The sequence below is a fragment of the Streptomyces sp. NPDC059861 genome (assembly GCF_042731435.1).
Lineage (GTDB): Bacteria > Actinomycetota > Actinomycetes > Streptomycetales > Streptomycetaceae > Streptomyces.
This window is the reverse complement of sequence record NZ_JBHWJQ010000001.1, coordinates 136043-159915: the sequence shown is the minus strand read 5'-3', so window position 1 is coordinate 159915 and position 23873 is coordinate 136043. Positions and strand designations below refer to the sequence as shown.

General features: G+C 72.9%; 24 protein-coding genes. 8 read left to right on the top strand and 16 right to left on the bottom strand.

Annotated features, from left to right (window positions below; genetic code table 11):
- Positions 1 to 64: 64 nt before the first annotated feature.
- Positions 65 to 691, top strand: coding sequence for a winged helix-turn-helix transcriptional regulator (locus ACFV6X_RS00685; RefSeq protein WP_385375554.1), 627 nt, complete (start codon positions 65 to 67; stop codon positions 689 to 691).
- Positions 692 to 759: 68 nt separating this feature from the next.
- On the opposite strand, the gene ACFV6X_RS00680 is transcribed toward ACFV6X_RS00685, so the two are convergent.
- From ACFV6X_RS00680 to ACFV6X_RS00670, 3 genes are all read right to left on the bottom strand, one after another.
- Positions 760 to 1539: a hypothetical protein gene (locus tag ACFV6X_RS00680; protein ID WP_385375551.1), complete on the bottom strand. Its 780-nt coding sequence runs from the start codon at positions 1537 to 1539 to the stop codon at positions 760 to 762.
- On the bottom strand, positions 1539 to 2801 hold the full coding sequence (locus ACFV6X_RS00675; protein WP_385375548.1) for a VWA domain-containing protein: 1263 nt from the start codon (positions 2799 to 2801) through the stop codon (positions 1539 to 1541). Before ACFV6X_RS00675 ends, ACFV6X_RS00680 begins: the two co-directional genes overlap by 1 nt.
- 89 nt (positions 2802 to 2890) lie before the next feature.
- Positions 2891 to 4384, bottom strand: a complete 1494-nt coding sequence (locus ACFV6X_RS00670) for an IucA/IucC family protein (protein WP_385375545.1) — start codon at positions 4382 to 4384, stop codon at positions 2891 to 2893.
- Between the two features lie 113 nt (positions 4385 to 4497).
- On the opposite strand from ACFV6X_RS00670, the gene ACFV6X_RS00665 reads away from it, so the two are divergent.
- Positions 4498 to 6012 (top strand): IucA/IucC family protein, encoded by a 1515-nt coding sequence (locus tag ACFV6X_RS00665; RefSeq protein WP_385375542.1) that lies wholly within the window; start codon positions 4498 to 4500, stop codon positions 6010 to 6012.
- A gap of 82 nt (positions 6013 to 6094) precedes the next feature.
- Positions 6095 to 7096 carry a helix-turn-helix domain-containing protein gene (locus ACFV6X_RS00660; protein ID WP_385375539.1) on the top strand — a complete coding sequence of 334 codons (1002 nt, stop codon included), beginning with the start codon at positions 6095 to 6097 and terminating at the stop codon, positions 7094 to 7096.
- Between the two features lie 56 nt (positions 7097 to 7152).
- On the opposite strand, the gene ACFV6X_RS00655 is transcribed toward ACFV6X_RS00660, so the two are convergent.
- Genes ACFV6X_RS00655 through ACFV6X_RS00615 form a run of 9 tightly spaced genes read right to left on the bottom strand, consistent with a single transcriptional unit; the run spans position 7153 to position 14852 of the window.
- Positions 7153 to 7911 carry an SDR family NAD(P)-dependent oxidoreductase gene (locus ACFV6X_RS00655; RefSeq protein ID WP_385375536.1) on the bottom strand — a complete coding sequence of 253 codons (759 nt, stop codon included), beginning with the start codon at positions 7909 to 7911 and terminating at the stop codon, positions 7153 to 7155.
- 37 nt (positions 7912 to 7948) lie between these two features.
- Positions 7949 to 8575 carry an SDR family oxidoreductase gene (locus ACFV6X_RS00650; RefSeq protein WP_385375533.1) on the bottom strand — a complete coding sequence of 209 codons (627 nt, stop codon included), beginning with the start codon at positions 8573 to 8575 and terminating at the stop codon, positions 7949 to 7951.
- Between the two features lie 23 nt (positions 8576 to 8598).
- Positions 8599 to 9741 carry a thiolase family protein gene (locus tag ACFV6X_RS00645; RefSeq protein ID WP_385375530.1) on the bottom strand — a complete coding sequence of 381 codons (1143 nt, stop codon included), beginning with the start codon at positions 9739 to 9741 and terminating at the stop codon, positions 8599 to 8601.
- Complete coding sequence (locus ACFV6X_RS00640) at positions 9738 to 10178, bottom strand: Zn-ribbon domain-containing OB-fold protein (RefSeq protein ID WP_385375527.1); 441 nt, start codon at positions 10176 to 10178, stop codon at positions 9738 to 9740. Before ACFV6X_RS00640 ends, ACFV6X_RS00645 begins: the two co-directional genes overlap by 4 nt.
- A gap of 29 nt (positions 10179 to 10207) precedes the next feature.
- A complete protein-coding gene (locus ACFV6X_RS00635) occupies positions 10208 to 11011 on the bottom strand; it encodes an enoyl-CoA hydratase/isomerase family protein (RefSeq protein ID WP_385375524.1) in 804 nt (267 codons plus the stop codon).
- A gap of 2 nt (positions 11012 to 11013) precedes the next feature.
- Positions 11014 to 12231, bottom strand: a complete 1218-nt coding sequence (locus tag ACFV6X_RS00630; RefSeq protein WP_385375521.1) for a CaiB/BaiF CoA transferase family protein — start codon at positions 12229 to 12231, stop codon at positions 11014 to 11016.
- 7 nt (positions 12232 to 12238) lie between these two features.
- Positions 12239 to 13498: a CoA transferase gene (locus ACFV6X_RS00625; protein ID WP_385375518.1), complete on the bottom strand. Its 1260-nt coding sequence runs from the start codon at positions 13496 to 13498 to the stop codon at positions 12239 to 12241.
- Positions 13499 to 13500: 2 nt separating this feature from the next.
- The gene (locus ACFV6X_RS00620; RefSeq protein ID WP_385375515.1) at positions 13501 to 14013 is read right to left on the bottom strand and encodes an SLC13 family permease; all 513 of its coding nucleotides are present in this window, start codon (positions 14011 to 14013) and stop codon (positions 13501 to 13503) included.
- Positions 14013 to 14852, bottom strand: a complete 840-nt coding sequence (locus ACFV6X_RS00615) for an SLC13 family permease (RefSeq protein ID WP_385375512.1) — start codon at positions 14850 to 14852, stop codon at positions 14013 to 14015. The genes ACFV6X_RS00620 and ACFV6X_RS00615 overlap by 1 nt, the downstream gene beginning before the upstream one ends.
- Before the next feature lie 258 nt (positions 14853 to 15110).
- Between ACFV6X_RS00615 and ACFV6X_RS00610 the strand changes: the two genes are divergently transcribed.
- Entirely contained in the window at positions 15111 to 15929 is an 819-nt protein-coding gene (locus ACFV6X_RS00610; RefSeq protein WP_385375509.1) for an IclR family transcriptional regulator, read from the top strand.
- Between the two features lie 155 nt (positions 15930 to 16084).
- On the opposite strand, the gene ACFV6X_RS00605 is transcribed toward ACFV6X_RS00610, so the two are convergent.
- The 3 genes from ACFV6X_RS00605 to ACFV6X_RS00595 all read right to left on the bottom strand — a co-directional run bounded on the left by ACFV6X_RS00605 (position 16085) and on the right by ACFV6X_RS00595 (position 17787).
- Positions 16085 to 16258, bottom strand: coding sequence for a hypothetical protein (locus ACFV6X_RS00605; RefSeq protein WP_385375506.1), 174 nt, complete (start codon positions 16256 to 16258; stop codon positions 16085 to 16087).
- Positions 16259 to 16439: 181 nt separating this feature from the next.
- Positions 16440 to 17081 carry a TetR/AcrR family transcriptional regulator gene (locus ACFV6X_RS00600; RefSeq protein WP_385375503.1) on the bottom strand — a complete coding sequence of 214 codons (642 nt, stop codon included), beginning with the start codon at positions 17079 to 17081 and terminating at the stop codon, positions 16440 to 16442.
- Between the two features lie 352 nt (positions 17082 to 17433).
- On the bottom strand, positions 17434 to 17787 hold the full coding sequence (locus tag ACFV6X_RS00595) for a DoxX family protein (RefSeq protein ID WP_385375500.1): 354 nt from the start codon (positions 17785 to 17787) through the stop codon (positions 17434 to 17436).
- A 127-nt stretch (positions 17788 to 17914) separates the two neighbouring features.
- On the opposite strand from ACFV6X_RS00595, the gene ACFV6X_RS00590 reads away from it, so the two are divergent.
- Positions 17915 to 18391 (top strand): MarR family winged helix-turn-helix transcriptional regulator, encoded by a 477-nt coding sequence (locus ACFV6X_RS00590; protein ID WP_385375497.1) that lies wholly within the window; start codon positions 17915 to 17917, stop codon positions 18389 to 18391.
- A 78-nt stretch (positions 18392 to 18469) separates the two neighbouring features.
- On the opposite strand, the gene ACFV6X_RS00585 is transcribed toward ACFV6X_RS00590, so the two are convergent.
- Positions 18470 to 18943 (bottom strand): MarR family winged helix-turn-helix transcriptional regulator, encoded by a 474-nt coding sequence (locus ACFV6X_RS00585; RefSeq protein ID WP_385375495.1) that lies wholly within the window; start codon positions 18941 to 18943, stop codon positions 18470 to 18472.
- A 183-nt stretch (positions 18944 to 19126) separates the two neighbouring features.
- Between ACFV6X_RS00585 and ACFV6X_RS00580 the strand changes: the two genes are divergently transcribed.
- The 3 genes from ACFV6X_RS00580 (at position 19127) to ACFV6X_RS00570 (ending at position 23871) form a co-directional block, all read left to right on the top strand.
- Complete coding sequence (locus ACFV6X_RS00580) at positions 19127 to 19807, top strand: alpha/beta fold hydrolase (protein ID WP_385375492.1); 681 nt, start codon at positions 19127 to 19129, stop codon at positions 19805 to 19807.
- 96 nt (positions 19808 to 19903) lie between these two features.
- Entirely contained in the window at positions 19904 to 21169 is a 1266-nt protein-coding gene (locus ACFV6X_RS00575) for an acyl-CoA dehydrogenase family protein (protein ID WP_385375489.1), read from the top strand.
- Positions 21170 to 21393: 224 nt separating this feature from the next.
- Positions 21394 to 23871, top strand: coding sequence for a SpoIIE family protein phosphatase (locus ACFV6X_RS00570; RefSeq protein WP_385375486.1), 2478 nt, complete (start codon positions 21394 to 21396; stop codon positions 23869 to 23871).
- The last annotated feature ends 2 nt before the right edge of the window (positions 23872 to 23873 follow it).

Here is a 23873-nt window from a genome sequence, read left to right as displayed (position 1 = left end):
GGTGTTGCTTGGTTTTACCAAGTGTCAGCTTGGAAAGTCCAACGACATGTCTAGACTGCGTCGCATGCCACCTCGTCGAAGTTACGACCAGTACTGCTCCGCCGCCCGTGCGCTCGATGTCGTGGGCGACCGCTGGACGCTGCTGATCGTCCGTGAACTCCTCGCCGGTCCGCGCCGTTACACGGACCTGCACGCGGACCTGCCGGGCGTCAGCACGGACGTACTCGCCTCGCGGCTGAAGGACATGGAGCGCGACGGGCTGACGACCAGGCGCCGGCTGCCGCCGCCCGGTGCGGCGTACGTGTACGAACTCACCGCGCGTGGGCGCGAGTTGCTGCCCGTGCTCCAGGCGCTCGGCGGCTGGGGGCAGGCCGAGCTCGGCGAGCGGCGGCCCACGGACGCGGTCCGGGCCCACTGGTTCGCACTGCCCCTCCTGCGGGCCCTGGAAGGCGAGGGGCTCGTCGAAGTGCGGCTGGAGGAGGGCGACTTCCATCTGTACGTCGGTGCCGAGGAGGGTGCCGTGTACGGCGACGGGCCGGCGCCCGGCGAGCCCGACGCCCTGCTGGTCCTCGGCACGGACACGTGCACTGCGGTCGCCCGCGGCGAGGTGGGCGTGGCCGAGGCCGTACGGGACGGCCGCATCACGGTGTCCGGCGACAGCACACTGGCCAAGGCGCTGCGGGAGGCGTGAGGAAAAGCAGGAGGCCCGCACGGGGCGGGCCTCCTGGTCGGGCGTCGGCAGCCCTGGGGCTCAGGGCATCAGACTCCGGTCGGCCGTCCCGCCCCCCGCGTCAGCGCGTACCCTCCGATGCCGGCCAGCGCGGCCAGCGCGCCGCCCACCGCGGTCCACACCCACCGGTCGGACCACCAGCCGGAGGCCCAGCCGTCCTCGGGCTCGATGCTCGACAGCACCGCCGAGTCCTCGTCCTCCTCCTGCGACTTGACGGCGGCCCCCGGCACCAGCGGCTCGGCCAGCGAGCCGTCCACCGCGGCGGCGCCGCCGATCTCCTTGGCCTCCACCCGCACCTCGGCGCCCACCGGCAGACCGAGGTCCGTCGTCGGCAGGCCCACCGCCGTGAGACGGATGTAGTACGTGCCGGGCAGCGGGTCGTTGGCCCAAGGCTCCGACCACGCACGGACCGTGCGCAGCGTGCAGGCCAGCTCCAGCGATGCCGCGTCGGCGGCGGCGGTGCGCGTCTGCGACCCGTACTGGCAGGCCTGGCGGCGCCGCAGACCGTCGTACACGTCGAGCTGCCAGGTCTCGGCGGCGTGCGTCTGCGGCAGCTTCACCGTCGCCCTGACGGTGGGACGCTGCCCGGCGTCGGCGGGGAACGACCAGTACAGGTAGTCACCCGCGGAGGCGTCCGCGGTGGCCGTCCGCCCCTGGTCGAACTCGGCCGCCGTACGGAACGACGTGCCCGCCTGGACCGGCGTCGCGCCGTCCTGCGACGGGGCCGGTGACGGGGAGTCGGCCGCGGCCGGGACGGCGGCCCATCCCAGCGCCAGCAGCGCCACTCCCAAAGCCCTCACGATACGCATCAGTTGGTCCTCCAGACCGCGACCCGCCAGCGTGACAGCCAGCCCCAGAGCACACCGGCGACAAAACCGGTCAGGACGAGAGCGCCGAGCAGCCACCAGCCGCGCCCGAGACCGAAGGCGGCCACGTCGTCCGCCGCGGAGGGCCCGTCGACGACGTCGATCGTCAGTTCCAGCGGCAGGCCCGGCGTGGTCTTCACACCGGAGGCCGCCGAGAACGAGTGGGTGATCTGCAGGCACACGCTCTCGGCCACGGGCTCGTCCTCGTCGCTGTCGCGCTTCGGGTAGCGCAACCCCGTCGAGATCACATCCGTACGGCCGTTGCCCGCCGCCTCGCCCCGGACGATCTCGCGGCCCTTCGCCGTGACCGCCCGCAGCAGCACACCGTGCGCCGGGGTGACGTCCCGGTCCGCGGACACGCTCACGGAGGCGCGCAGTTCCTGGCCGGGCAGCACGTCCACCCGGTACCAGCGCTGCTGCCCGAACTCCTCGCGGTCGGTGAACAGGCCCGACTTCAACGTCGGCGCCTGCGCGCACTGCTCCGCGCCCTCGGTGGCCACCGGCGTCACCACCGGATCGGCCGCCCGGTCCACCAACTGGTTCACCCGGTCGGTGAGTTCGTCCGTGTGCTGCACCGACGTGTACGTGCCGCCGGTCGCCTCGGCGATGCAGCTCAGCTGCCGGCGCATCTTCGTGTTGGGCACCAGGCCGAGCGTGTCGATGGTGAGACCGATGCCCTTGGCGGCGATCTCGCGGGCCACCTCGCACGGGTCGAGCGGGGCGCAGGTGTCCTCGCCGTCGCTGATCAGCACGATCCGCTTGGAGCCGGTGCCGCCGTCGAGGTCGCCGGCCGCCTTCAGCAGCGCCGGGCCTATCGGGGTCCAGCCGGTCGGCGCCAGCGTGGCCACCGCCGCCTTGGCCTCGGTGCGGTCCAGCGGGCCGACCGGATAGAGCTGGGCGGTGTCCTTGCAGCCCGTCTTCTGGTCGTCGCCGGGGTAGTTGGCGCCGAGGGTGCGGATACCGAGCTGCACGTCCTCGGGCGTGGCGTCCAGCACCTCGTTGAACGCCTGCTTCGCCGCCGCCATCCGTGACTGGCCGTCGATGTCCCGCGCCCGCATCGAACCGCTGACGTCCAGTACGAGGTCGACCTTGGGCGCGGCGGCCGTGGTCTCGTCGGCGAGCGCCGTCGACGGGAGCGCGATCCCGGCCGCCAGCGCGGCGAGCAGGGCGCAGGCCCCTGCCGCCAGCCGTTGTCTTGTGATCATCGGCGGATCCTATTGATCAGAGGTGTCGCACTCCAAAACAGGAGATCGTCGGGCCCGCACGGAAGGCCGTCCGGATCCGGAACAGCCGGTCAAAGAAGCGGGTTGGGCAACTCCGCCCACAGATCGCCGACCCCCCCCGGCGACAGCCGCATCAGCGTCAGCGCCTTCGTCGGCAGCGGCTCCTCACGCAGCGCGGCGAGGTCGGGGGAGCGCGGCAGCTCTCGTACGGCCGTCTCCAGTGCCGCCGCCAGCGTCGGCCCCGACCCCGCGGTCCCGGCCAGCGCGCCCGCCACCAGCGAGCCGAACAGCTTGCGCCGCAGCGCCGTCACGTCGTCCGTGACGATCCGGGCGGGCAGCTCCGGATCCGGGATGCCGTGCCGGGCCAGACGGGCCGGACTGACGCGGATGTCGGCCAGGTCGCGGTAGACCAGCCGCACCGGCGCGCCGCTCCCGGACAGCACGACGAGGAGGTTCTGGCCGTGCGCCTCCAGTGCCACGCCCAGCTCCAGCAGCCGCAGCCCGACGGCGAGGGCGAGCCGCGCGAACTCGCCGAGCCAGGCCGCGGACCGCGTGAGTTCCGTGGTCGCGAGCGCCGCCACCGGCAGCACCCGCTCACCGGGGCCCGCGTACTCCCGCGGCGACTCCCGCAGCACGGCCGCCAGATCCGGCGACCCGTCCGTGGCCGCGCCCAGCGTGCGCGTGACGTGCAACAGGCCGTCCGTGCGGGCCGCCAGCTCCTCCGCGAACGCCGAAAGGGTCATGGACGCGGCGACCGACGGCACCGAGATGTCCCGCACGGACGACGTCAGACGCGCGCTGAGCGCCGTCTTGACGTGCGCCCCGTCGTCCAGGGCGAGGGTGCGCAGGGACATCAGCGGGTGCCCGGTGAGCCGCTCCTCGCACGGCCGCTTCAGCACATGCGCCGCCTGCCACGGATGCACCGGGAGCAGCACCCGCTCCCCGTCCCGCATCCGGTCCGGCCACGCCCCCGTCACCAGACACGTCTCCGCCGGGACCGGCACCAGACCGAGCCCCACCAGCGGGCGGTGCTCGGGGGCGTGGGCGAGTTGCTCGGCCACCGAGAATCCCGGCCGGGAGCGGCAGTTCGGGTGGTACGGATGCCCGTCCACCACCCGCTGCTCCCACTCCCAGTCGTTTTCGGGCCACTCTTCCGGGTGAGTCGGCTGTGCCGCCCTTGACAAGGCCAGGGAGGCGGCACTGTGGTCGAGTTCCACGGCGAGTTCCGCACCGTGCGGTACGGCGAGATCCGTCATCAGCCGTGCCGGACGGTCGTACGGCACACCGTCCAGCCGTACGGCGGTGACATAGGCGGCGGTCGCGTACGGGTCCGGCGCGGGGCCGTGCAGCCGGCGCCCGTCGCGCAGCCGCAGGGTGACGCCCTCCGGCCCCGGCACGCGGCCCTCGATCCAGGGGAGCGGCTCATGGGTGAGCGCACGCCACAGGCGCGTCAGTACGGCCGCCCGGGCGGCGGGCAGTTCGGCCGCGTACCGCGCGGCGAGGTCCGGACGGACGACGGACAGCTCGTCGGCGACCTCGGCCTCGGCGGTGGGGGGACGGTGCACGGGCGGGCTCCTCGGGAACGGGTCGGGGGCAGGCCGGCCTGACCTCCGCGGTCACTGCGGGCGTGACGACCGCGATACTGATCGTCTCCGCCTGAATGAACCGTAGGGAACGAGTGGAACGCGTGGACCTCATCCCCCCACCCGTCGGCGCCGACGCCGCGGCACCCGACGACGTCGCCGATCTGGCCGACGCCCACGCGGCCGCGCCGCTGCTCAACTGTCTGTTGCGCGAGGTGGCGCGGCCCCTGCCGGGCCGGGAAGGGGTCTACCGGCTGCCCGGCGGTGACCGGTTGCTACGGGTGCGCGGCGGCCGGCGGCCCACCGCGCCCGAGGTGCACACGCCTCACGGCTGGCACCGCCTCGACCACACCGAGCTCGTCGAACTCGTCACCGAGGAACTGCGCCGCCACACCGGCCTGTCCAACCACGAACTGCCCGCCGAGATGACCGAAAGCCGGGAAGCCGTCGCCGCCATCCTCGCCGCACGCGCGCGTGCCACCCCCTCGGACGACCCCTACCTGCGCTCCGAGCAGTCCCTGGTCACCGGTCACCCCCACCACCCCGCCCCCAAGGCGCGCGGCGGCGGACCGGCCGCGGGCTGGCTCCCGTACGCCCCCGAGGCGTACGCCCGCTTCCCCCTCGTCCTGCTCGGAGTGCGCGAGGACACCGTCGTGGAGGAGGGCGACACCTCGGCGCTCGACACGCTCGGCGAACCCCCGCCCGGCTACCGGTTGCTGCCCGCCCACCCCTGGCAGCTCGACCTGACCGCCCGAGAGCTCGCCCCCGCCTTCGCCGACGGCCGGCTGATCCGGCTGGGCAGCACCGCCGCCCCGGTCTGGCCCACGGCCGCGATCCGCACGGTGTACGCCCCGGAGCGTGATCTCTTCCTGAAGTTCAGCCTCGACGTGCGCATCACCAACGACGTACGGCGGCTGTGGCGGCACGACCTGCTGAAGCTGCGCCGCACCGACGCCGCCGCGAGCCGGGCGCTGACGGGAGGTACGGCGGCCTGGCTGTCCGACCGGGGCTACCGCACCGCCGGCTTCGCCTTCGAGGAACTGGCCGTCCTGGTCCGCGACGGGCTGCGCGGCCACGTCCTGCCCGGCGCGACCCCGTTCCTGGCCGCCGGGCTGGTCGAGGGCTTCACGGGCAGCCCGCTGGACGGCCCGATGGACCCGGAGCGCTGGTGGGAGGCGTATCTGCGCCAGGTGGTGCCCCCCGTCCTCGCGGCCTTCGCGGGCCACGGCGTCGTGCTGGAGGCGCATCTGCAGAACTCGCTGGTGGCCTGTGACGCCGACGGGGCGCCGGTGCAGGCGCTGTTCCGGGACGCCGAGGGCGTCAAGCTGCTGCCGGACGTGGAGCGGGCCGCCGGGTGGGAGCGGCTGGTGTACTGCCTGGTCGTCAACCACCTGGCGGAGCTCGCCGGGGCACTCGCCGAACGGCACCCGGGGCTGGACCCCTGGCCCGCCGTCCGCCGCGAACTGTCCCGGCACGACCTGCCCGAGATCGCCGGCCTGCTCACCGCGCCGGCACTCCCCGCGAAGACCAACCTGCTGTTGCGCTGGACGGGAGCGGACGGCGCCGACGCCCGCTACCGGCCGTTGCCCAACCCGCTGGCCCAGGGATAGGCCCCGGCCACCTGTTCGCCCACCTGGCTTACTCTGACCGGTGTGCCGCGCGGTGGCCGGCCAGGGGCGGGAAGGGCAGAGCATGCTGGAGCCGGTAGGTCTCACGGACATCGAGACCGACGCGTATCGCGCCCTCGTCCTCGCCGTCTCGGCGTCGGTGACGGACGTGTCCGCGGCGACGGGCACGGACGCCGAGGCCGCCCGGCGCCTCCTCGCGGCGCTGGAGGAGAAGGGCCTGGCCCGCGCTGTGGAGGGCGCACCGGGGCGGTTCGTCGCCAACCCGCCCGATGTGACCCTGCTGCCCCGGCTCGAACGCCGGGCCGGTGACCTGGACAAGGCCCGCGCCGTCATCTCCGAGCTCATGGAGGCCTATCGCCACCATGCCTGGGCCCGGGACGCGGGGGAGGTCGTCGAGATCATCACGGGCGCCGGGGCGCTGCGCCAGCGCCTCCAGCAGATCCAGTCCAGCGCCCGCCGTGAACTGCTCTGGTTCTGCAAGGCGCAGTACGTCGCGATGCCGTCGGGCACCAATCAGGCCGAGTTCGAGGCCATGGCCGAGGGGGTCGCCTACCGGGTCCTGTACGAGCAGGCGTTCTTCGACGACGCCGGCGCCGTCGACAACGTCGTCAGGGCCGTGCGGGCGGGTGAGGTGGCGCGCGCCGTGCCCGCGCTGCCGCTGCGGATGGCCATCGCCGACCGGTGCCTGGCCATCTGTCCACTGGCGCCGGCCGGCCCGGCGGGCGACCCCCGTGACGTGACGGCGGCAGTCATCCGCGGCAGCAGCCTGCTGGGGGCGCTCGTGGCGTTGTTCGAGCGCTACTGGGAGATCGGCGTTCCCCTGCATGTGACGCCGGAGGGCCGGCTCGGCGGATCCGGCGCGCAGGCCGACCCCACCGCGCTCACCGCGGACGACCGGCACCTGCTCTCGCTGATGGTGGCCGGACTCACGGACCAGGCCATCGCCGGCCAGCTCGGCATCAGCCGCCGCACCGTCCAGCGGCGTATCCAGGGCCTGATGAGCCTCGCGGGTGTCGCCACCAGGATGCAGCTCGGCTGGCACGCCGCCCGCCGCAACTGGATCTGAGCCCCCGGTGCCTGGACCCGCGCGTCGACGGCGGGTCCACGCACCAGGGGGCGTGCTCAGGCGCGGGCGGGCTGGGCGTACAGGCTCTTGCCGCCGCACACGTACAGCACCTGCCCGGTGACCGACCGGCTCGCGGGCGAGGCGAAGTACCGCGCGGCCCAGGCCACGTCGGCGGGTTCGCCGAGGGTGCCCATGGGCTGGGCGAGCAGCAGCCGGTCCATCACCTCCTGGGGCTCGCGGCGCAGCAACGGCGTGTCGATCAGGCCCGGCGCGAGGCAGTTGACGGTGATGCCGTACTTCGCCAGCTCGATGGCGAGGGACCGGGTGGCGGAGACGACAGCGCCCTTGGAGGAGGCGTAGGCGAGCTGCCCGTACCAGCCGAGCCAGGCCCGGGACGCCACGTTGACGATGCGTCCGGTCCGCCGCGGGATCATGGAGGTGGCGGCGGCCTGGCTGCACAGGAAGACGCCGGTCTGGTTGACGGCGACGGTCCGGGCCCACTCCTCGTCGGTGATGTTGCGGACGCCGTGGTCGATGCTGATGCCCGCGTTGTTCACGAGGACGTCCACCGGGCCGAGCCGCTCCTCGACGGCGGCGAAGAGCCGCGTCACCGCCTCGCGGGAGGCGACGTCCACGGGCAGTCCGACCGCCTTGGCGCCCAGCTCACTCAGTTGCCGGGCGGCGAGCTCCGCCCGGTCGGCGTCGATGTCCGCGAGGGCCACGCTCGCTCCGGCGGTGGCGAACTCGCGGGCGATCTCCAGCCCGATGCCGCTGCCGGCACCGGTCACCACGGCGACCTGTCCGCCGAGATCCATGGGGTTTCCTTCGTTCTGGGTCATCGTGCTTCCGGTTTCAGACGGACAGGCTGGACAGCAGGCTCGCGCCGCCGCAGACGTACAGGACCTGGCCGGTGACGTAGCCGCTGCGGGCGTCCGCGAGGAAGGCGGCGGTCTCGGCGATGTCCTGCGCGGTCACCGGATGCGGGGTGAGTGCCTCGGGCTCGTACAGGTGGGTGTTCTCGGGGCGGCCGGAGTCACGCAGCGGGCTGCCCTCGGGCGGGAGCGCGGCGACCACGTTCACCGTGACCCCGCGGCGGCCCAGGCGCAGGGCCAGGCTGCGGGCCGTGGCGACCAGCGCCCCGCTCTCGGCGGCCAGGTCGGGGCGGCTCGGCCAGCCCAGCCCGTCCCGGCTCGCGACGACGACGACACGGCAGCCGCCGTCCTGCCGCGGACGAAGACGCGGGCCCAACCGGTCGAGGGCGGTGTAGAGCTGGTCCGCCGGGCGGCCGGAGAGCTCGTCGTCGAGCAGGCCCGGCTCGTGGACGACGACGTCGAGAGGACCGGCCGGTTCGGCCGGGGCTTCCACGGCCGTCTCGACGTCGTGGCCGGCGGACCTGAGCCGGGCGGCGATCGCGCGCGCCGTGGCGGTGCCGGCCGGGTCCAGGACCAGGGCGCGGCGGGGGGAGGTGGTGTCGGACATGGACAGAGGGCCTTTCGGTCGGCTCAGTCGGAGGTGAGGATGTGGACGGAGCACGCCCCGTTGTCGACGCCGAAGATGCCGCCGCCGGTGACATGCGTGAGAGCCACGGAGGCGTTCGGCACCTGGAGATCGCCGGCCTGGCCGGTGAGCTGCCAGTACGCCTCGCAGATCTGGGTGGCTCCGGTGGCCCCGACCGGGTGGCCGCGGGACATCAGCCCACCGCTGGGGCTGACGGCGACGCGCCCGTCGCGGTCGAACTCGCCGTTCCTGACGGCTTGGTGGGCCTTGCCGCGCTCCGCGATGCCGAGGGCCTCGGAGTGCAGGAGCTCGGCGATGCTGAACGCGTCGTGCAGCTCGACCAGATCGAGGTCGCCCGGCATGAGCCCGGCCATGTCGAAGGCGGCCCGGGCCGCGCGCTCGGTGATGTCGGGCCAGGTCATGTCCCGGTACGCGGTGTGGAAGGTGCCGGACCGCACGACACTGGCGCGCATGCGCACGCTCGGCGTCCCCAGCTCGCGGGCCACCTCCTCGGTGCACAGCAGCACCGCGGCGGCGCCGTCGCTGTTGGGGCAGCAGTGCAGCAGCCGCAGCGGGTCCGCGACCGGACGCGAGGCGGCGACGTCCGCCTCGGAGACCTCGCGCCGGAAGTGGGCGCGGGGATTGAGCGCGCCGTTGCGGCGGTTCTTGACGGACACCGCGGTCAGGTCGTCCACCGAGGCGCCGAAGTCGTGCAGGTACCGCTGGGCGCGCATGGCGTACGCGGCGGGCATCACCATGCCCTGCTCGATCTCTATGTCGTTGGTCGTCAGCGGGAGCGTGCCGCCGCCGAACCCGGAGAGGTTCTCCGCACCGAAGGCGATCACGACGTCGGCCGACCCGGAGGCCACGGCCTGCCAGCCCAGGTGCACAGCCGAGGCGCCGCTCGCGCAGGCGTTCTCGACGGTGAAGACGGGCTGCCCGGAGACGCCGACGCGCTGCAGGACGCGCTGGGTGAGCAGCGAGCCGCCGTACGTCGAACCGCCGAAGCCGGCGTCGACCGCGTCGGGGGTGATCCCGGTCCGGTCGAGCAGTTCCCGGACCGCGCGGTGGCCGAGCTCGGCGGCGTTCAGCGTGGGGTGCTTGCCGAAGGGCTGGACGGCCGCGCCGGCGACGTGGACGGGCCTCATCGGGTACCTCCGGTGGTGGCTTCCCCGCCGTGGACCGGGGTCACGGCGTACGAGGTGAGCACGGATTCGCCGGTGCCGGCGATGGGCGCGACGGTGAGCCGGACCGGGGTGCCGGGCGCCGGCGCCTCCTCGGCTCCCGGGCTGTGGGCGAGCAGACGCACGCCGCTGATGTCGACGTACGTCAGGACGTACGGGGCCTGGAAGCCGCGCGGCGCGATCCGGACGACGGAGGAGGCGTAGACGCGTCCCTCCGTCTCGCTCCGGGTGTCGTGCACGGCGTCCGACGCGCAGGTGGAGCACGCCTCGCGGGGCGGGAACCAGCGGGCGGCGCAGTTGTCGCAGACCGTGATGGTCAGCGTGGTGCGTTCCCCGTCCTGATGGGTCCACTCGGCTCCGACCTGACGGTCGGCCGAGGGTGGCGACTGCGTTGACGGCATGGGTTCGAAGTCCTTCCGGAGTAGGGGGATCAGCGGCCGTGGAACTCGGGCGGGCGCCGCTCGGCGAAGGCGGTACGGCCCTCCACGCGGTCGTCGGTGTCCCGCAGCACGCCCCACAGCAGCTGCTCGACGGCGATCGACTGCGTCAGCGGCAGGTCCTGCGTGCGGTCGGCCAGGGCCTTGAGGCTCTTGATGGCCAAGGGGCCGTTGGCGGCGATGCGGTCGGCGATGTCCAGGGCGGTGGGCAGCAGGTCCCCGGTGGGGACGACGTCGCTGACGAGGCCGATGCGGTGGGCCTCCTGGGCGTCGATGCGGTCGCCGGTGAGGATCATCTTCATGGCGACGGCCCGGGGGATCGCGCGCAGCAGCCGGGTCACGCCGCCCACGGCGGGGACGCTGGCCACGCGCGCCTCCGGCAGGCCGAAGGTGGCGTTCTCACCGGCGATCCGGACGTCGCATTCGAGGGCGATCTCGGCGCCGCCGCCCAGGGCGTGCCCGTTGACGGCGGCGATCAGCGGTTTGCCGATGTTCAGCTCGCTGAGCGTGAGGGCGCGGACGTACAGGCCCTCCTCGACGCTCTGCTCGTACGGCGCGAAGTAGGCGCCGGCGAACGAGGTCCGCGGCGGGAGCGTCTTCTTCAGGTCGGCGCCGGCGCAGAAGGCGCGGTCCCCCGCGCCGGTGATGACGCCGACGGCGAGCTTCGGGTCGTCGCGGAAGTCGCGCAGCACCTCGTTGAGGGCGCGCATCGCGTCCCCGTCCAGCGCGTTGAGCGCCTCGGGGCGGTTGATGCGCACGATCAGTGTCCGGTCCGTGCGCTCGGTCTCGATGGCCATGGTCAGCCCACCACTCCTTCTTCCGCGAGGTGTTCGTACGTGTCCGGGTCCAGGCCGAGCAGGCCCACGCAGACCGCGCGGGTGTCGGCGCCGAGCAGGGGCGCCGGGCCGCGCAGCGCGCCGGGGGTGGCGGACAGCCGGTAGGGGATGTTGTCGTAGACGCTGGGGCCCATTTCGGGGTGGTCGAGGACGACCCAGTGGCCCCGGGCGTTCAACTGGGGGTCGGCGAGAACCTGTCCGGCGTCGCTCACCACGGCCGCCGGCACGCCTGCCGCGGTGAGCGCCTCGGCCAGCTCGTCGGCCGGCCGGGCGGCGGTGGCCGACGCCACGGCCTCGTCCAGCTCCTGCCGGGCGGCGCGGCGCCCCTCGGCGGTCGCGAAGCCGGGCCGGGAGGCCCACCCGGGGTGCCCGAGGGTCTCGGTGAGCGCCGTCCAGTGGTCGTCGGTGGTGATGCTCAGGGCGCACCAGCGGTCCTCGCCGGCGCACGGATAGACGCCGTGCGGTGCCGCGACCGTGTCCTCGTTGCCGGACCTGCCGGTGGGCAGCCCCGCGGCCGCCGCGAGCAGCGCGGGGCCGACGACGTTGACGGTGGACTCCAGCTGGGCGAGCTCGATGTACTGGCCCTCGCCGGTCCTGCGCCGCCGGCGCAGTGCGGCGAGCACCGCGACCGCGGCGTGCAGCGGGTTGGGCACGTGGTCGGGGTAGTTGGTGCCCGTACCCACCGGGGGCCGTCCGAAGTGGCCGGTCAGCCCCAGCAGCCCGCCGGCGGCGGCGATGGTCAGGCCGTAGCCCCGGAAGTCGCGGTGCGGTCCGGCGTTGCCCTGCATCGGCATGTCCAGGTAGACGACGTCCGGCCGCACCTCGAGGACGTCCTGGTAGCCGAGGCCGAGCCGGTCCATCGTGCCGGGCGTGAAGTTGTTCGCCACGACGTCGCTGCGCGCGATGAGTTCGAGGGCCAGGTCCCTGCCGCGCGGGTCCTTGAGGTCCAGGCAGACGGACCGCTTGCTGGTGTTGCGGTTGGCGAAGTAGCCGCTGCGGTCGGTGCCGGGGGAGCCGTCACGGAAGGGGGCCATGCTGCGGATCGGGTCGGTGCGCGTCCGGGACTCGATCTTGATGACGTCGGCGCCGTGGTCGGCGAGCGGTTTGGTCAGGAACGGGCCCGCGCCGACCCAGGTGAAGTCGGCGACGCGTATCCCGTCGAGCGGGAGCCGGGAGGGCATGGTGCTGTTACTCCTTGGGGCCGGCGGGCGTGGGGGTGGGGGCGACGGCCGGTCCGTTTCCGGGGAGGGCGTCCAGCACCGCGCGGGTGTGGTCGCCGGGCGTCGCGGGAACGTCGCCCGGGGCGACGACCAGGCCGTCGAAGCGGTACGGCGATCCGGGGAACGGGAGCGTGGCGCCGCCGACGGTGATCTGCCGGAAGAAGCCCCGCTCGGTCAGCTGAGGGCTGGTCAGCAGGTCCTCCGGTGTGGAGACGGGCGCGATGCTGATGCCGCGTCGCTGGCCGTCCTCGTAGAGCTCCCGCTTGGTGCGCGGGGCGGCGAACCGCTCGAAGAGCGTCCGGAACCTGTGCACACCGGTCGCGCTGCGGCGCCAGGCCCGCTCCTGCCAGCGGGGCGCGCGCAGCTGCGCGGCCTCCTTCAGGCCGTCGGCCTCAAGCCACTCGGTGATCGCGTCCCAGGCGAGCGGCAGCCCGCCGAGACCTCCCACCAGGTAGATCCAGCCGTCGGCGCAGGCGAAGAGGCCCGTGCCGGCCTCGGCGGGCCCGGCGCCGACCCGCGCCCTGACGAGACCTTCGAGGTCGACGTACTGGACGGCGTTCTCCAGCGAGTGGGCCACCGCCTCCTGGGCGGACACGTCCACGATCTGGCCGTGGCCGCCGTCCTCCAGGGCGAGGAGGGCGATCAGCGCGGCGGTCGCGGCGTGCACACCGGCGATGACCGACGTCTGCTCCCCCCAGGCCCGTACGGGCGGCAGGTCCGGGTCCCCGGCCAGCGCGAGCAGCCCGCCCGCCGCGAGCAGGGTCAGGTCGGAGGCCGGGCGGTCGGCCCAGGGCCCGGTGAGCCCGAATGGGCTGACGGACACATGGATCAGCCCGGGGTGCCGGCGGGTGACGTCGTCGGGGTGCAGCCGCCGCCCGCGCAGCCGTGCCGGGCCCTCACTCGTGACCAGGACCTGGGCGGTGGCCAGCAGCCTCTCCAACTGCTCGGCATGGCCCGGGTCTTCCGGGTCCAGGACGACGCTGCGCTTGCCGGCCTCGGTGAAGGCGAAGGAAAGGCTGGTGCCGTCCCCGGTCAGCGGGGGCACCGTGCGCTCCGGCACGCCGCCCGGGGGCTCGACGCGCACGACGTCGGCGCCGAGGTCGGCGAACAGGCGGCCGGTGTACGTGCCGAGGCGGGTGCTCAGGTCGACGACGCGCAGACCGTCGAGCGGGCGTGCGGGGTGGGCCGTGGCCGGGGTGATCGGGCCGGGGCCGAGGTGTGCGGTCATGTTCACCAATCCGCAAGAACGGTCAGGCCGGCCCAGCTCACCAGGGGCGCGACCAGGACGAGGCCGAAGCCCCACTTCATGAGCTGCCGGTAGACGACGGCCTGCTTCTCCTGCGGCGCGTTGGCGACGACGATCGCGCCGTTGGTGGAGAAGGGGCTGGAGTCGACCACGGACGACGAGATGGACAGGGCGGCGACCAGCCCGACCGCGCCCACCTGGCCGGTGGCCAGGAGCGGGACGGCGAGGGGGATCAGGGCGCCCAGGATGCCGGTGGTGGAGGCGAACGCCGATACGACGGCCGCGATGTAGCAGATCAGCAGCGCGGCCAGGAGCGGGGCGTCGAGCTGCGAGATGGCGTCACCGAGGTAGTCGACCGTGCCGACCGTCTGCATCAGGCCGCTGTAGGTGACGATGCCGCAGACCAGCAGCACGATGCCCCAGCTGATCTGGCCGACGGCGTCCTTGGCGGGCGCGGGTGAGAGCAGCGTGAGCACGACGGCCGCGGTCAGGGCCATCAGCCCGACGTCGAGAACACGAGGGCGCCGACCACCATCGCGGCCATGCTCACGAGGGTGATGACGCGGTCCCGGTCCAGGGGGAGCGCCTCGGTCCGCGGCAGGGCCCCCGCCGGGGCCTTGACCCCGCGAGGCTCCGTCACGAGGCCGGTTCCGCCGGGTCGTCCGCCGGGCTCCGGTGACTCGGGGGCGCCGCCCGGTGCGGCGTCGAGGACAGGGGTGGCGCGTCCGGCGCGCAGGAGCTTGCGGCCGCCGAAGGCGCAGAAGACGCCTAGGCCCAGGAGCACGTTGAAGACGAGGTTGCTCAGGAAGAGGCCCGTGGCGTCGCCCGGGATGCCGCTGCGCTCGACGACTCCGTTGGTGACCACGCCCAGGACGCCGATGGGCGAGAAGTTCCCCGCCGCGGAGCCGTGGACCACCATGAGGCCCATGAGGAGCGGGTTGATCCCGTAGCGGGCCGCGAACACCATGCCGACCGGGGCGATGATCGCGACGGCGGCGGGGCTGACCGCGCCGAGGGCCACGAGCACACCGCTGATCACGAACATGACCCAGGGAATGGCCGCCACCCTGCCGCCCACCGCGCGGACGGCTGCCTGGACCAGCCATTCGACGGTGCCGTTGTTCTTGGCGATGGCGAACAGGTACGTGACGCCGACGAGGATGACGAACAACTCCGCCGGGAAACCGGCGAGCACCTCGGACGTGTCCATCCCCAGCACCCCGACGCCTACCGCGAATGCCGCGACGAAGGCCAGGGCGCCGAGGTTCACCGCGCGGATCGTGCCGATCACGAAGATCACCAGCAGTGCTGCGATGGAGACAAGCTGAGCGGACAAAGGGGGATCTCCTTGATTTCACGGATCCGGCCGCTGAACCGACCCGGCCGTGCGGCTTCCCGCATGCTTCGAGTTTCCGAAGTTAACTTCGTATTTACGTAGTGAGGGATGCTAGGTCGGTAGGGGAGTGCCGTCAAGCGATGCCCAAAGACCGGATCGCTGAGGTGGCGGGGCCCTCCTCGCTTCGTGAATCCGAATAGTGTTTCGGAACAGGATGGACGACGCTGACTGCCTCGGCATCGACAGAGGGGACACGCCATGAACCCGGCCCGTATCGACCGGGCGCTGGTGATCCTGGGGTACCTGGCCCAGCACCAGGAGGGCTGCACGCTCAAGCGCCTGTGCGACGACCTCGCCCTGCCCATGAGCAGCGCGCACGACCTGCTTCAGGTGCTGGTCGGGCTCGACGCGGTCAAGCTCCTGGGCCAGCGCACGTACGCCCTCGGTCCCCGTTCCGTGGTCCTCGCCCTGTCGATCGTGGACAGCGTCGACATCCGGCACGTCAGCCGGCCCTATCTGGTCGAGCTGTGCGAGGAGATCAACGAGAACACCTACCTCGCCGTGCGCAGCGGCAGCAGTGTCGTCTACGCGGACCGCCAGGAGGCGGGGCAGACCCTGTCCGTCGTCATGAAGCTCGGCGGGCCGCGTCCGCTGCACGGTTCGGCCGTCGGCAAGCTCATGGCCGCCTGTAACGCGGATCTCGAACAGCGCGTGCTGCACGCACCCGATCTGGAGAAGTACACGCCGTACACGCTCGTGAACCGTGACCGTCTGCGGCACGAGTTCGAGGGCATCCGCACGTCCGGCTACAGCGTCAGCGACGGTGAGAGCGTCGAAGGGATCCTGGGGGTCGCGACCCCGGTCGTCGACGCGTCCGGCGCCGTGAACGCCGCGGTGCACGTGTCCGCGCCCCGGGGGCGGCTGTCCCCGGACCGCCTCCCGTTCGTCGTCGCCGCGATGTCGCGGGCCGCCGCGCAGATCTCCCGGCAGCTCGGGGCCGCGCAGGACACCGTCACGCCCAGGTCCCTCGACGAGATCCGCGCCTTCGAGGCCGGGCGGCACGGCGCGCGGCAGTGAAAGGGGCGGTGTCCACCGCGCACTCCCCATGGTCGCGTGTGGACACCGCCCGACGGCCGCCCGCGCCGCTCAGCGGGTACGGCCCCTGCACGCCCATCGCCCACTCGATGCGGTGCAGGTGTCCGGTGTGGCGGGCCTGTTGTCAGGCCCGCGTCTCAGTCGCTCGCCGACAGCGCGGCTTCCCGTACGCGGCGGTGCCTGCCGCTGCCCGGCAGCCCCAGGAGGGTGGGGTGCTCGTGTGCGCGTCGGCCGCGGTGGCGGCCGGCGCCGGTGGCGCCGCCCGTCGGGAGCAGCTGCTGCATGGCCGTGAAAAGGGTGGTCCTGGGCATGGGAACTCCGGAAAAAGCTGTGGTCGAAGCGGTGAGCGCCGGAGCTTTGTGTGGTCGGCTCCGCGTCATCGCGCTTGCATTGAACCTAACAGATGATTGATGGAGTTCAATGATTTTCAGGGTGTGACGGTTGCAACGTCGCGGATCGCTCAGTGTGGGCTTTCGGGTGAGGCCCGGCGCCTCAGTCGGCGGCCGCCCGCGGGGCGCGGCGGTAGACGCCGTACCAGTAGCCGTTCGCCAGTTCGCGGGCCACGGCCGAGTCGTCGCCGCCGTCGCTGTCGGCCACCTGCTGGGCGATGACCTGGCCGCCGCCCTGGACGATGACCCGGGCGGTGAGTTCGGGGTCGATGTCCAGAGGTGTCCGGCCGGCCTGCTGCTCCTCCTTCAGCACGGTCACGACGTGGTCGGCGAAGCGGCCCTGGTCGGCCGTCCAGGCCTCCCGCACGACGGGGTCGTAGGCGGCCACTTCGTTGATCGCCGACAGCAGTCCGGCGTGCTCGCGGTAGTGGCGCAGGATCAGCTCGTAGGTGCGGGCCAGGCCGTCCAGCCCGCCGCCCGGAGCGCAGGGCCACCAGGAGGTGGCGATGGCGTGGCTCTCCGTCTTGAGCGAGCCGCCCAGCCGGAGCAGCAGGTCCACCTTGTCGCGGAAGTACAGATAGAACGTGGAGCGGGAGATCCCGGCGGCGTGCGCGATCTGCTCGACGCTGAGTTCGGTGTAGGTGACACCGTCGCGCAGCAGCTCGTCGATCGCCGACAGGATCCGCTTCTCCAGGGCGGACCTCCGGTCGGCCGCGCTGGAGCGTCGTCGCGTGGTGGAAGCCATGGGTTCATCCTAGGGAACCGCGCTGGTGGGGCCGAGTGCCCGGCGGCTCCTGGCGACCGCGGCCGCTCACGCCGCCGCCCGCGATCCGGCCGGTCGCCGGATCGCGGGCGGCGTGACGGTGCGGGGTCCGCCAGTGCATGAGGCGGTCGATGGTGATCGGCAGGGAGCGCATGCGGCGCCCCGTGGCCCGTACTGCGTGACGCGTCGGCGAACGCGGGGACGTCCTGGCCGCCCGCCGGGCCGCCGTGACGGGAGCGCGTCCGCTGCCCGGCCGTCGTCACGCAGGTGATGTCCGGTGCCGGCGGAGGACCGGCACCTCGCGGGTGTTCGGCTGTGATCCCGGGGTGTCCGGTCAGCTGCCCGCGACATGCAGGACGGTGACGCACGCCGCCACGACCGCGGCGACGAAGGCCGGCGCGGCTGCGGCGAAGCCGTCCTTTACGCGCAGATGGGACGCCACCCCGCCGAGCAGCAGCACGGCGAGGCCCCCGGCGGCCGCCACGCCCGCCCAGGTGGCGAAGAGGCCCACCAGCAATCCGATCGCCGCGGCGACCTCGGCCAGTCCGACGAGGCGGAGCAGTCCGGTCGGCACCCGTAGGTGCGTGGCCATGCCCTGCGTCCGCGGGCCGCCCGAGAGCTTGGGCGCGCCGGCGAAGGTCATGAAGGCCGCGAGTGCACAGGACAGCAGTGCTGTTGCGAGGGGCATCGGATTCTCCAGTCGTGCGTGCTCGCGCGGTGCTGATCCTCACGCGATACGTTGATGCCCGCAAATGATAGATGGGGTTCAATGATTTAATCGCAGTGATGATTATCTCCTTGGTAGTGTGAGGGGCATGAGCGTGAACGAATCCGTGGCTGACGTGGCCGGGAGCGATCCTCTGAACCGGCTCGGATTCCTGCTGGCCCGCAACGGCGCCATCGCGAACAGCCGCGTTCACCGTGCCTTCGAGTCCTGCGGCCTGGCGGCCCGGCCGGGCGCGGCGCTGATGCTCGTGGGCAGGACCGGATTCATGAGCCAGCAGGCTCTGGCGACGGCCCTCGAGGTGGACCCCAGCATCATGGTCGGGATTCTGAACGGGCTGGAGTCGGCCCACCTCGTGGAGCGCCGTCGCGACCCCTCCGACCGCCGGCGCCACATCGTGGCGATCACGGAGGAGGGGCGCGGCCTCCTGGCCAAGGCCCAGGACGCCGTCGCCGAGGTCGAGCGCGGGCTCTTCGCCGACCTCTCCGCCGAGGAGCTCGCGACGCTTCGGGATCTGCTGGCCCGCGTCCGCAGCACTCCCGGCGATCCGGCCTGCGGCGAAGAGTGATCGGCGCTCCGCGCACCCGCGTACCCGGGCCTGCCGGCAGCCGCCTGTGAGGCTGTGACCCCTGCTGCGTGCGGGGGGTTACTCGGCGCAGGCGGGGTCGTCCGGGGACGTCTCGATCCGGCGGAGCAGGCCGCGCAGCGTGGCGATCTCCTCGCGTGAGAGATGGCGGTACAGTTCCCGCTCCACATCCGTCACGGCTTGATGGGTCTTGGCCAGCAGGCAGTCGCCCTCGCCAGTGATGGCCACGATGTGACGCCGCCGGTCGGACCGGTCGCGCCGGCGCTCCACCAGGCCCGCGGTCTCCAGGTCGTTGAGGATTCCGACCATGACGCTCGCGTCGACGTCGAGCGCCGCGGCGAGCGCCTGCTGCCCCATGGAACGGGACTTGCCCAGCAGGATCAGCGTCGTGCCCTGCCGTGGGGTCAGCCGGAAGTCCCGCAGCGCGTGGCGGATCCGGTTGTCCGCCACGGCGCCGTGCCGGGCCAGGAGGAATCCGAGCCGTTCCAGGAGATCGCTCTGCGCGTCATCGATCGGGCGCTCGTCCACAGTCACCTCGTGATGCTATCAAGCTCCAAACCATCGAGTGATCTATATCGTTGAGCAGCCACCATCAATGTCGGATCGCCGCTGTGATGGACATCGCGTTGGACACCGTGTCCGACGCGACTTACGCTCCCTCTCGCCGGGTCGTCGAAGTGCCTGGTGCCATCGACCGACCACAGAAACGGACATCCAGTGACTACAGATGGGGTCCCCCGTCCGACGCTGCTCCTCGTGCACGGGGCGTGGCACGGCTCCTGGTGCTGGAGCCCGCTGACGGCGGTGCTGAACGCCCGAGGCCGGCGAACCCGCACGGTCGACCTGCCCAGCGCGGGGCGGGAGGCCGGCGTCCAGGACGACGCGCGGGCGGTTCTGGACGCGCTGCGGCGCATCGACGGCCCGGCCGTGGTCGTCGCCCATTCCTACGGCGGCATCCCCGTCACCCAGGCCGCGGCGCAGGCCGGAAACGTCGAACGGATCGTCTATCTGGCGGCCTACCAGCTCGATGCCGGTGAGAGTCTCCTCGGCTTCCACGGGGCCCCCGTACCGCCCGCGCCGCGCGGCTTCCAGGCCGTACCGGACAACCCCGCCGCCATGTTCTACGGGGACGTCCCCGACGTCGAGGCGGCGGAGGCCGTCGCGCGGCTCGTGCCGCAGAGCACCAGGTCCTTCAGCGACAGCCTCACTGAGGCGGCATGGCACACCGTGCCCTCGACCTACGTCGTCTGCGAGTACGACCAGGCACTGCCGCCCGCGCACCAGGAAGGGCTGGCCGCCAGGTCCGAAGCGGTCCACCGGATCGGGAGCGGTCACTCGCCGTTCCTGTCGATGCCCGCTCAACTGGGCGCCCTGCTCGCGGACATCACGGATGCCTGACAACGCGAGGGCCGACGACACAGTGAACGACGACGCGATGAACTACGACGCAGTGAACGACGACGCGATGCGTGACAACGCAATGAGGACAACACGATGCGTGACAACGCAATGAGTGACGACACGATGAGTGTCCGCGAGGAGTACGCGGTGAGCGACGCCGGACGTGAGGGTGCGGCGAGCGTGCCGTCCATCGAGACCGCACGAGAGGAACTCGTGGCACGGGCCGCCGCGTTGCGGCCGTTGCTGCGGGAGTGCGCGGCGCGCGGGGACGCGGACCGGATGGTGCCGCAGGAGGTCGTCGACGCGCTGGCGGAGGCGGGCGTGTTCCGGCTGCTGACGCCTCGGCGGTTCGGCGGCTACGAGACGGACCTGCGGACGCTCACGGAGGTGTCGGAGGCGCTGGGGGAGGGGGACGGCTCGGCGGCCTGGGTCGGGATGATCATCTCGGTGACGAACTGGCTGACCTGCCTGTTCCCGGACCAGGCGCAGGAGGACGTGTTCGGCGCCGACCCCGACGCGCGGGTGACCGGAGTGGCGGCGCCGACGGGTGTCGGGGAGCGGGTGCCCGGCGGCTGGCGGGTGACGGGCCGCTGGTCGTACAACTCGGGTGCCCCGTACGCGACCTGGGCGGCCGTCGGCGCGCTGCTGAGGGACGCGGACGGCTCGGTCGGGGACCAGGCGCTGGTGCTGGTCCCGGCCTCGGACCTCGTCGTCGAGGACACCTGGCGCATGGCGGGCATGCGGGGCACCGCCGGCAACACCCTGGTCGGGCAGAACGTGTTCGTTCCCGAGCACCGGGTGCTGTCGGTGCCGGCGGCGGCGGAAGGGGTCTATCCCCGCTCCGACCGGGACGAGGCGCTGTACGGCGCGGCGTTCGGGCCGATGCTGCTGCTGAGCCTGGTCGGGCCGCTGCTCGGGCTGGGCAAGGCGGCGCTGGACACCGTCGTGGAGGCCGCGGGCTCGAAGCCGCTCGCGTTCACCGTGCACGGCCGGCAGGCCGACTCGGTCGGTGTCCAGACCCAGATCGCGCAGGCCGCGCTGCGGTGGGAGACCGCCCGGCTGCTCGCCTACCAGGCCGTCGACGAGGTCGACCGCGGCGTGCTCGGACCGCTGGACTACGCCACGCGCGCGCACATCCGGGCCCGCGCCGGCTACGCGGCCCAGCAGGTGGTCGAGGCGATCAGCACGCTGCTCGACGCGCACGGCTCGTCCGCGTTCGCCGATGACGGCCTGCTCCAGCGCATCTGGAGGGACGCCAACACCGCGGCCCGCCACGCCGGCCTCGTCCCCGCCGTCGGCCTGGAGGTCTACGGCAAGAGCCTTCTCGGCGTCCACGACCGCGTCAGCCTCATGGTCTGAGACGGGACGGGGACCGGGCCTGCCTGGGCCTGGGGGCGTGGGTGCGGGTCCGCGCGCCCGCACCCCGTGACCGGGTGACACAGAGCTTGTGCGCGCACGCGGGCCCTGGAGGAGACTGGACGGATGCAGGGCTCTGTGGCGAGTGAGGGCTGATCGTTATGTCTGCGTCGCACACCACCCGTCGCCCGGTTCACGGCCCCGTGGTCCGGGAGCGGATTCACGTCATGGTCGATCAGCAGGGTCTGCTGGCGAGATGGAGCCCCGCCGCCCAGAAGCTGCTCGGCTACCCGGAGGAGGACGTGCGGGGCCGTCCGGCCCTGGACCTGTTGGCGGGCATGGCCGCCAACGGGCTCACTGCCGCCGCCTGCGAGGACTTCACCGTCGCGCTGCGGCACCGCGACGGCGGGGTGGTGAGGTGCCGGCTGGCGGTCCGGCCCCAGCGCACGGACACGGGCACGGGGTGGGACGTGCTGCTGGTTCCCGCGGAGCCGGACGACACCGTCGAGCTGGACGGGACAACACAGTCGAACGGGACCGCACAGCTGGACGGTGTGGGGGAGCCGGGCGGGACCGCACAGCTGGGCGGGACCCCGGAACTGGAGCGGGCGCTTCTGGAGATGCTCTTCACGCGCTCTCCCACGGGACTGTTCCTCCTCGACCCCCAGCTGCGCATGCTGCGGTTCAACGCCGCGGCCGAGGGCATGCAGGGCACCTCCGTCGAGGAGGCCCTGGGCAGGCGCCCGACGGAGGTGTGGTCCGGCTTCGGCGTGCAGTCGGTGGAGCGGGTCATGGCGCAGGTGCTCGCCACCGGAGAGCCGGCGGTCGGCGTCGAGAAGCGGGTGTACCCCCCGGGCGATCCCGAGCACGAGCACGTCTATTCCGCCTCCGTCTTCCGGATGGAGGACGCTGACGGCAGGGTCCTCGGCATCGCGGACGCCACCGTCGACGTCACCGACCGCCACCTGGCCGTTCAGCGGCTGACCGTGCTCGCCCAGGCCAGCACGCGGATCGGCGCCACGCTCGACGCGCTGGACACGGCCCGGGGCCTGGCGGAGGTGTCGGTGCCGATCGCGGCCGACAGCGTCGCCGTCGAAGTGCTGGAAGGGGTCCTCGCGGGCGAGGGCCTGGAGGCCGGGCCCGTACGACCCGGCACCGTCCTGCGCCGGGCGGCTGCCCGCTCCCGCGACGACGAGCCCTCCGGGACGGCCGGCGCCCCCGAGGACCCGCTGCCACCGGCGGCCCCCGGCGAGGCCCTCGCAGACCTTGAGCCACGCCTGGTCGATCCGCTCTCCGCGCTGGGACGGAAGGTACTGCGGGGCATGAGGACGCCCACGGGGACCGGGGAGGAGGTCCACTCGCTGATCGTCGCGCCGCTGGTCGCGCAGGACCGGGTGCTCGGGCTCGCGACTTTCTGCCGCTGGGGAGAACGCAGGCATTTCGGGCCGGACGATCTGGTCCTCGTCGCCCAACTCGCCCGGCGCACGGCCGAGAGCCTCGACAACGCCCGCCGGCATCTGAGTGAGCACAACTCCCTGGTCGCCCTGCAGCACGCCCTGCGCCCGTGCGGACTTCCGCATCAGCAGGCACTGGACGTGGCGCACGCCTACGTGTCCGCGGGCTCCGGCGGCGACTGGGTCGACGTCGTGCCGCTCTCCGGGTCCCGGGTGGCCCTCGTGGCCGGCCGGGTGCCGGGTCGCGGCATCCAGTCCGCCGCCGCGGCGGGACGGCTGCGGGCCGCCCTGCACACGCTGTCGGACCTGGACCTGGAACCGGACGAACTGCTCGCCCGGCTCGACGACATGGTGCGCGGGACCGGCGGGGCGAACGGCTCCGTGAGTGACCACCAGTCGGTGTCGGCGCCGGACGGAGGGACGCCTGGCCACGGGCGGGAATGCGGGGCCACCTGCCTCTATCTGATCTACGACCCCTTGTCCCGGCATTGCTCGGCCTCCAACGCGGGTCACCCCTGGCCCGTCGTGGTGCTTCCGGACGGCACGGTGAGAAGGGTGGAGCGTCCCGTCGGCGACACGCTGTGCTGCCCGGGCGCGCCGTTCGGCAAGGAGGACTTCGAGGTCCCCGAGAACTCCACGCTCGTCCTCTACACCCCTGGGCTTCTCCAGGCGTTCCCGCCGGAAGAGCGGGAAGAGCCGGAAGAGCGGGAAGAGCCGGAACAGGCCCCGGCCCCTCCGGGCGAGAACCGCCTGACCGCCCTGCTCGCCCACCCGCCGCTCCCCGTGCAGTCGACGTGCGCCACGCTGACCGACACGCTGGTTCCGCCCCGACCCCGCGAAGACGCCGCCGTCCTGGTCGCCCGCACCCACGAACTGGGCCCGGGCCACGTCGCCTCGTGGGACCTCCCGAGCGACCCGGCCACGGTCGCCACGGCCCGCTCCCTCGTCACCCGGCAGCTCACCGCTTGGGACATGAGCGAAGCGTCCTTCGTCACCGAACTGATCGTCAGCGAACTGGTCACCAACGCGATCCGGTACGGCAAGCCGCCCGTGACGCTCCGGCTCATCCGCAGCCACGTCCTGACCTGCGAGGTGTCCGACGGCAGCAGCACCTCCCCGCGGCTGCGACACGCCCGTACCACCGACGAGGGCGGTCGCGGGCTGCTGCTCGTGGCTCGCTCCTCCGACCGCTGGGGGACCCGCTACACCGAGGAAGGAAAGATCGTCTGGGTCGAGCAGAGCACCGACTGAGC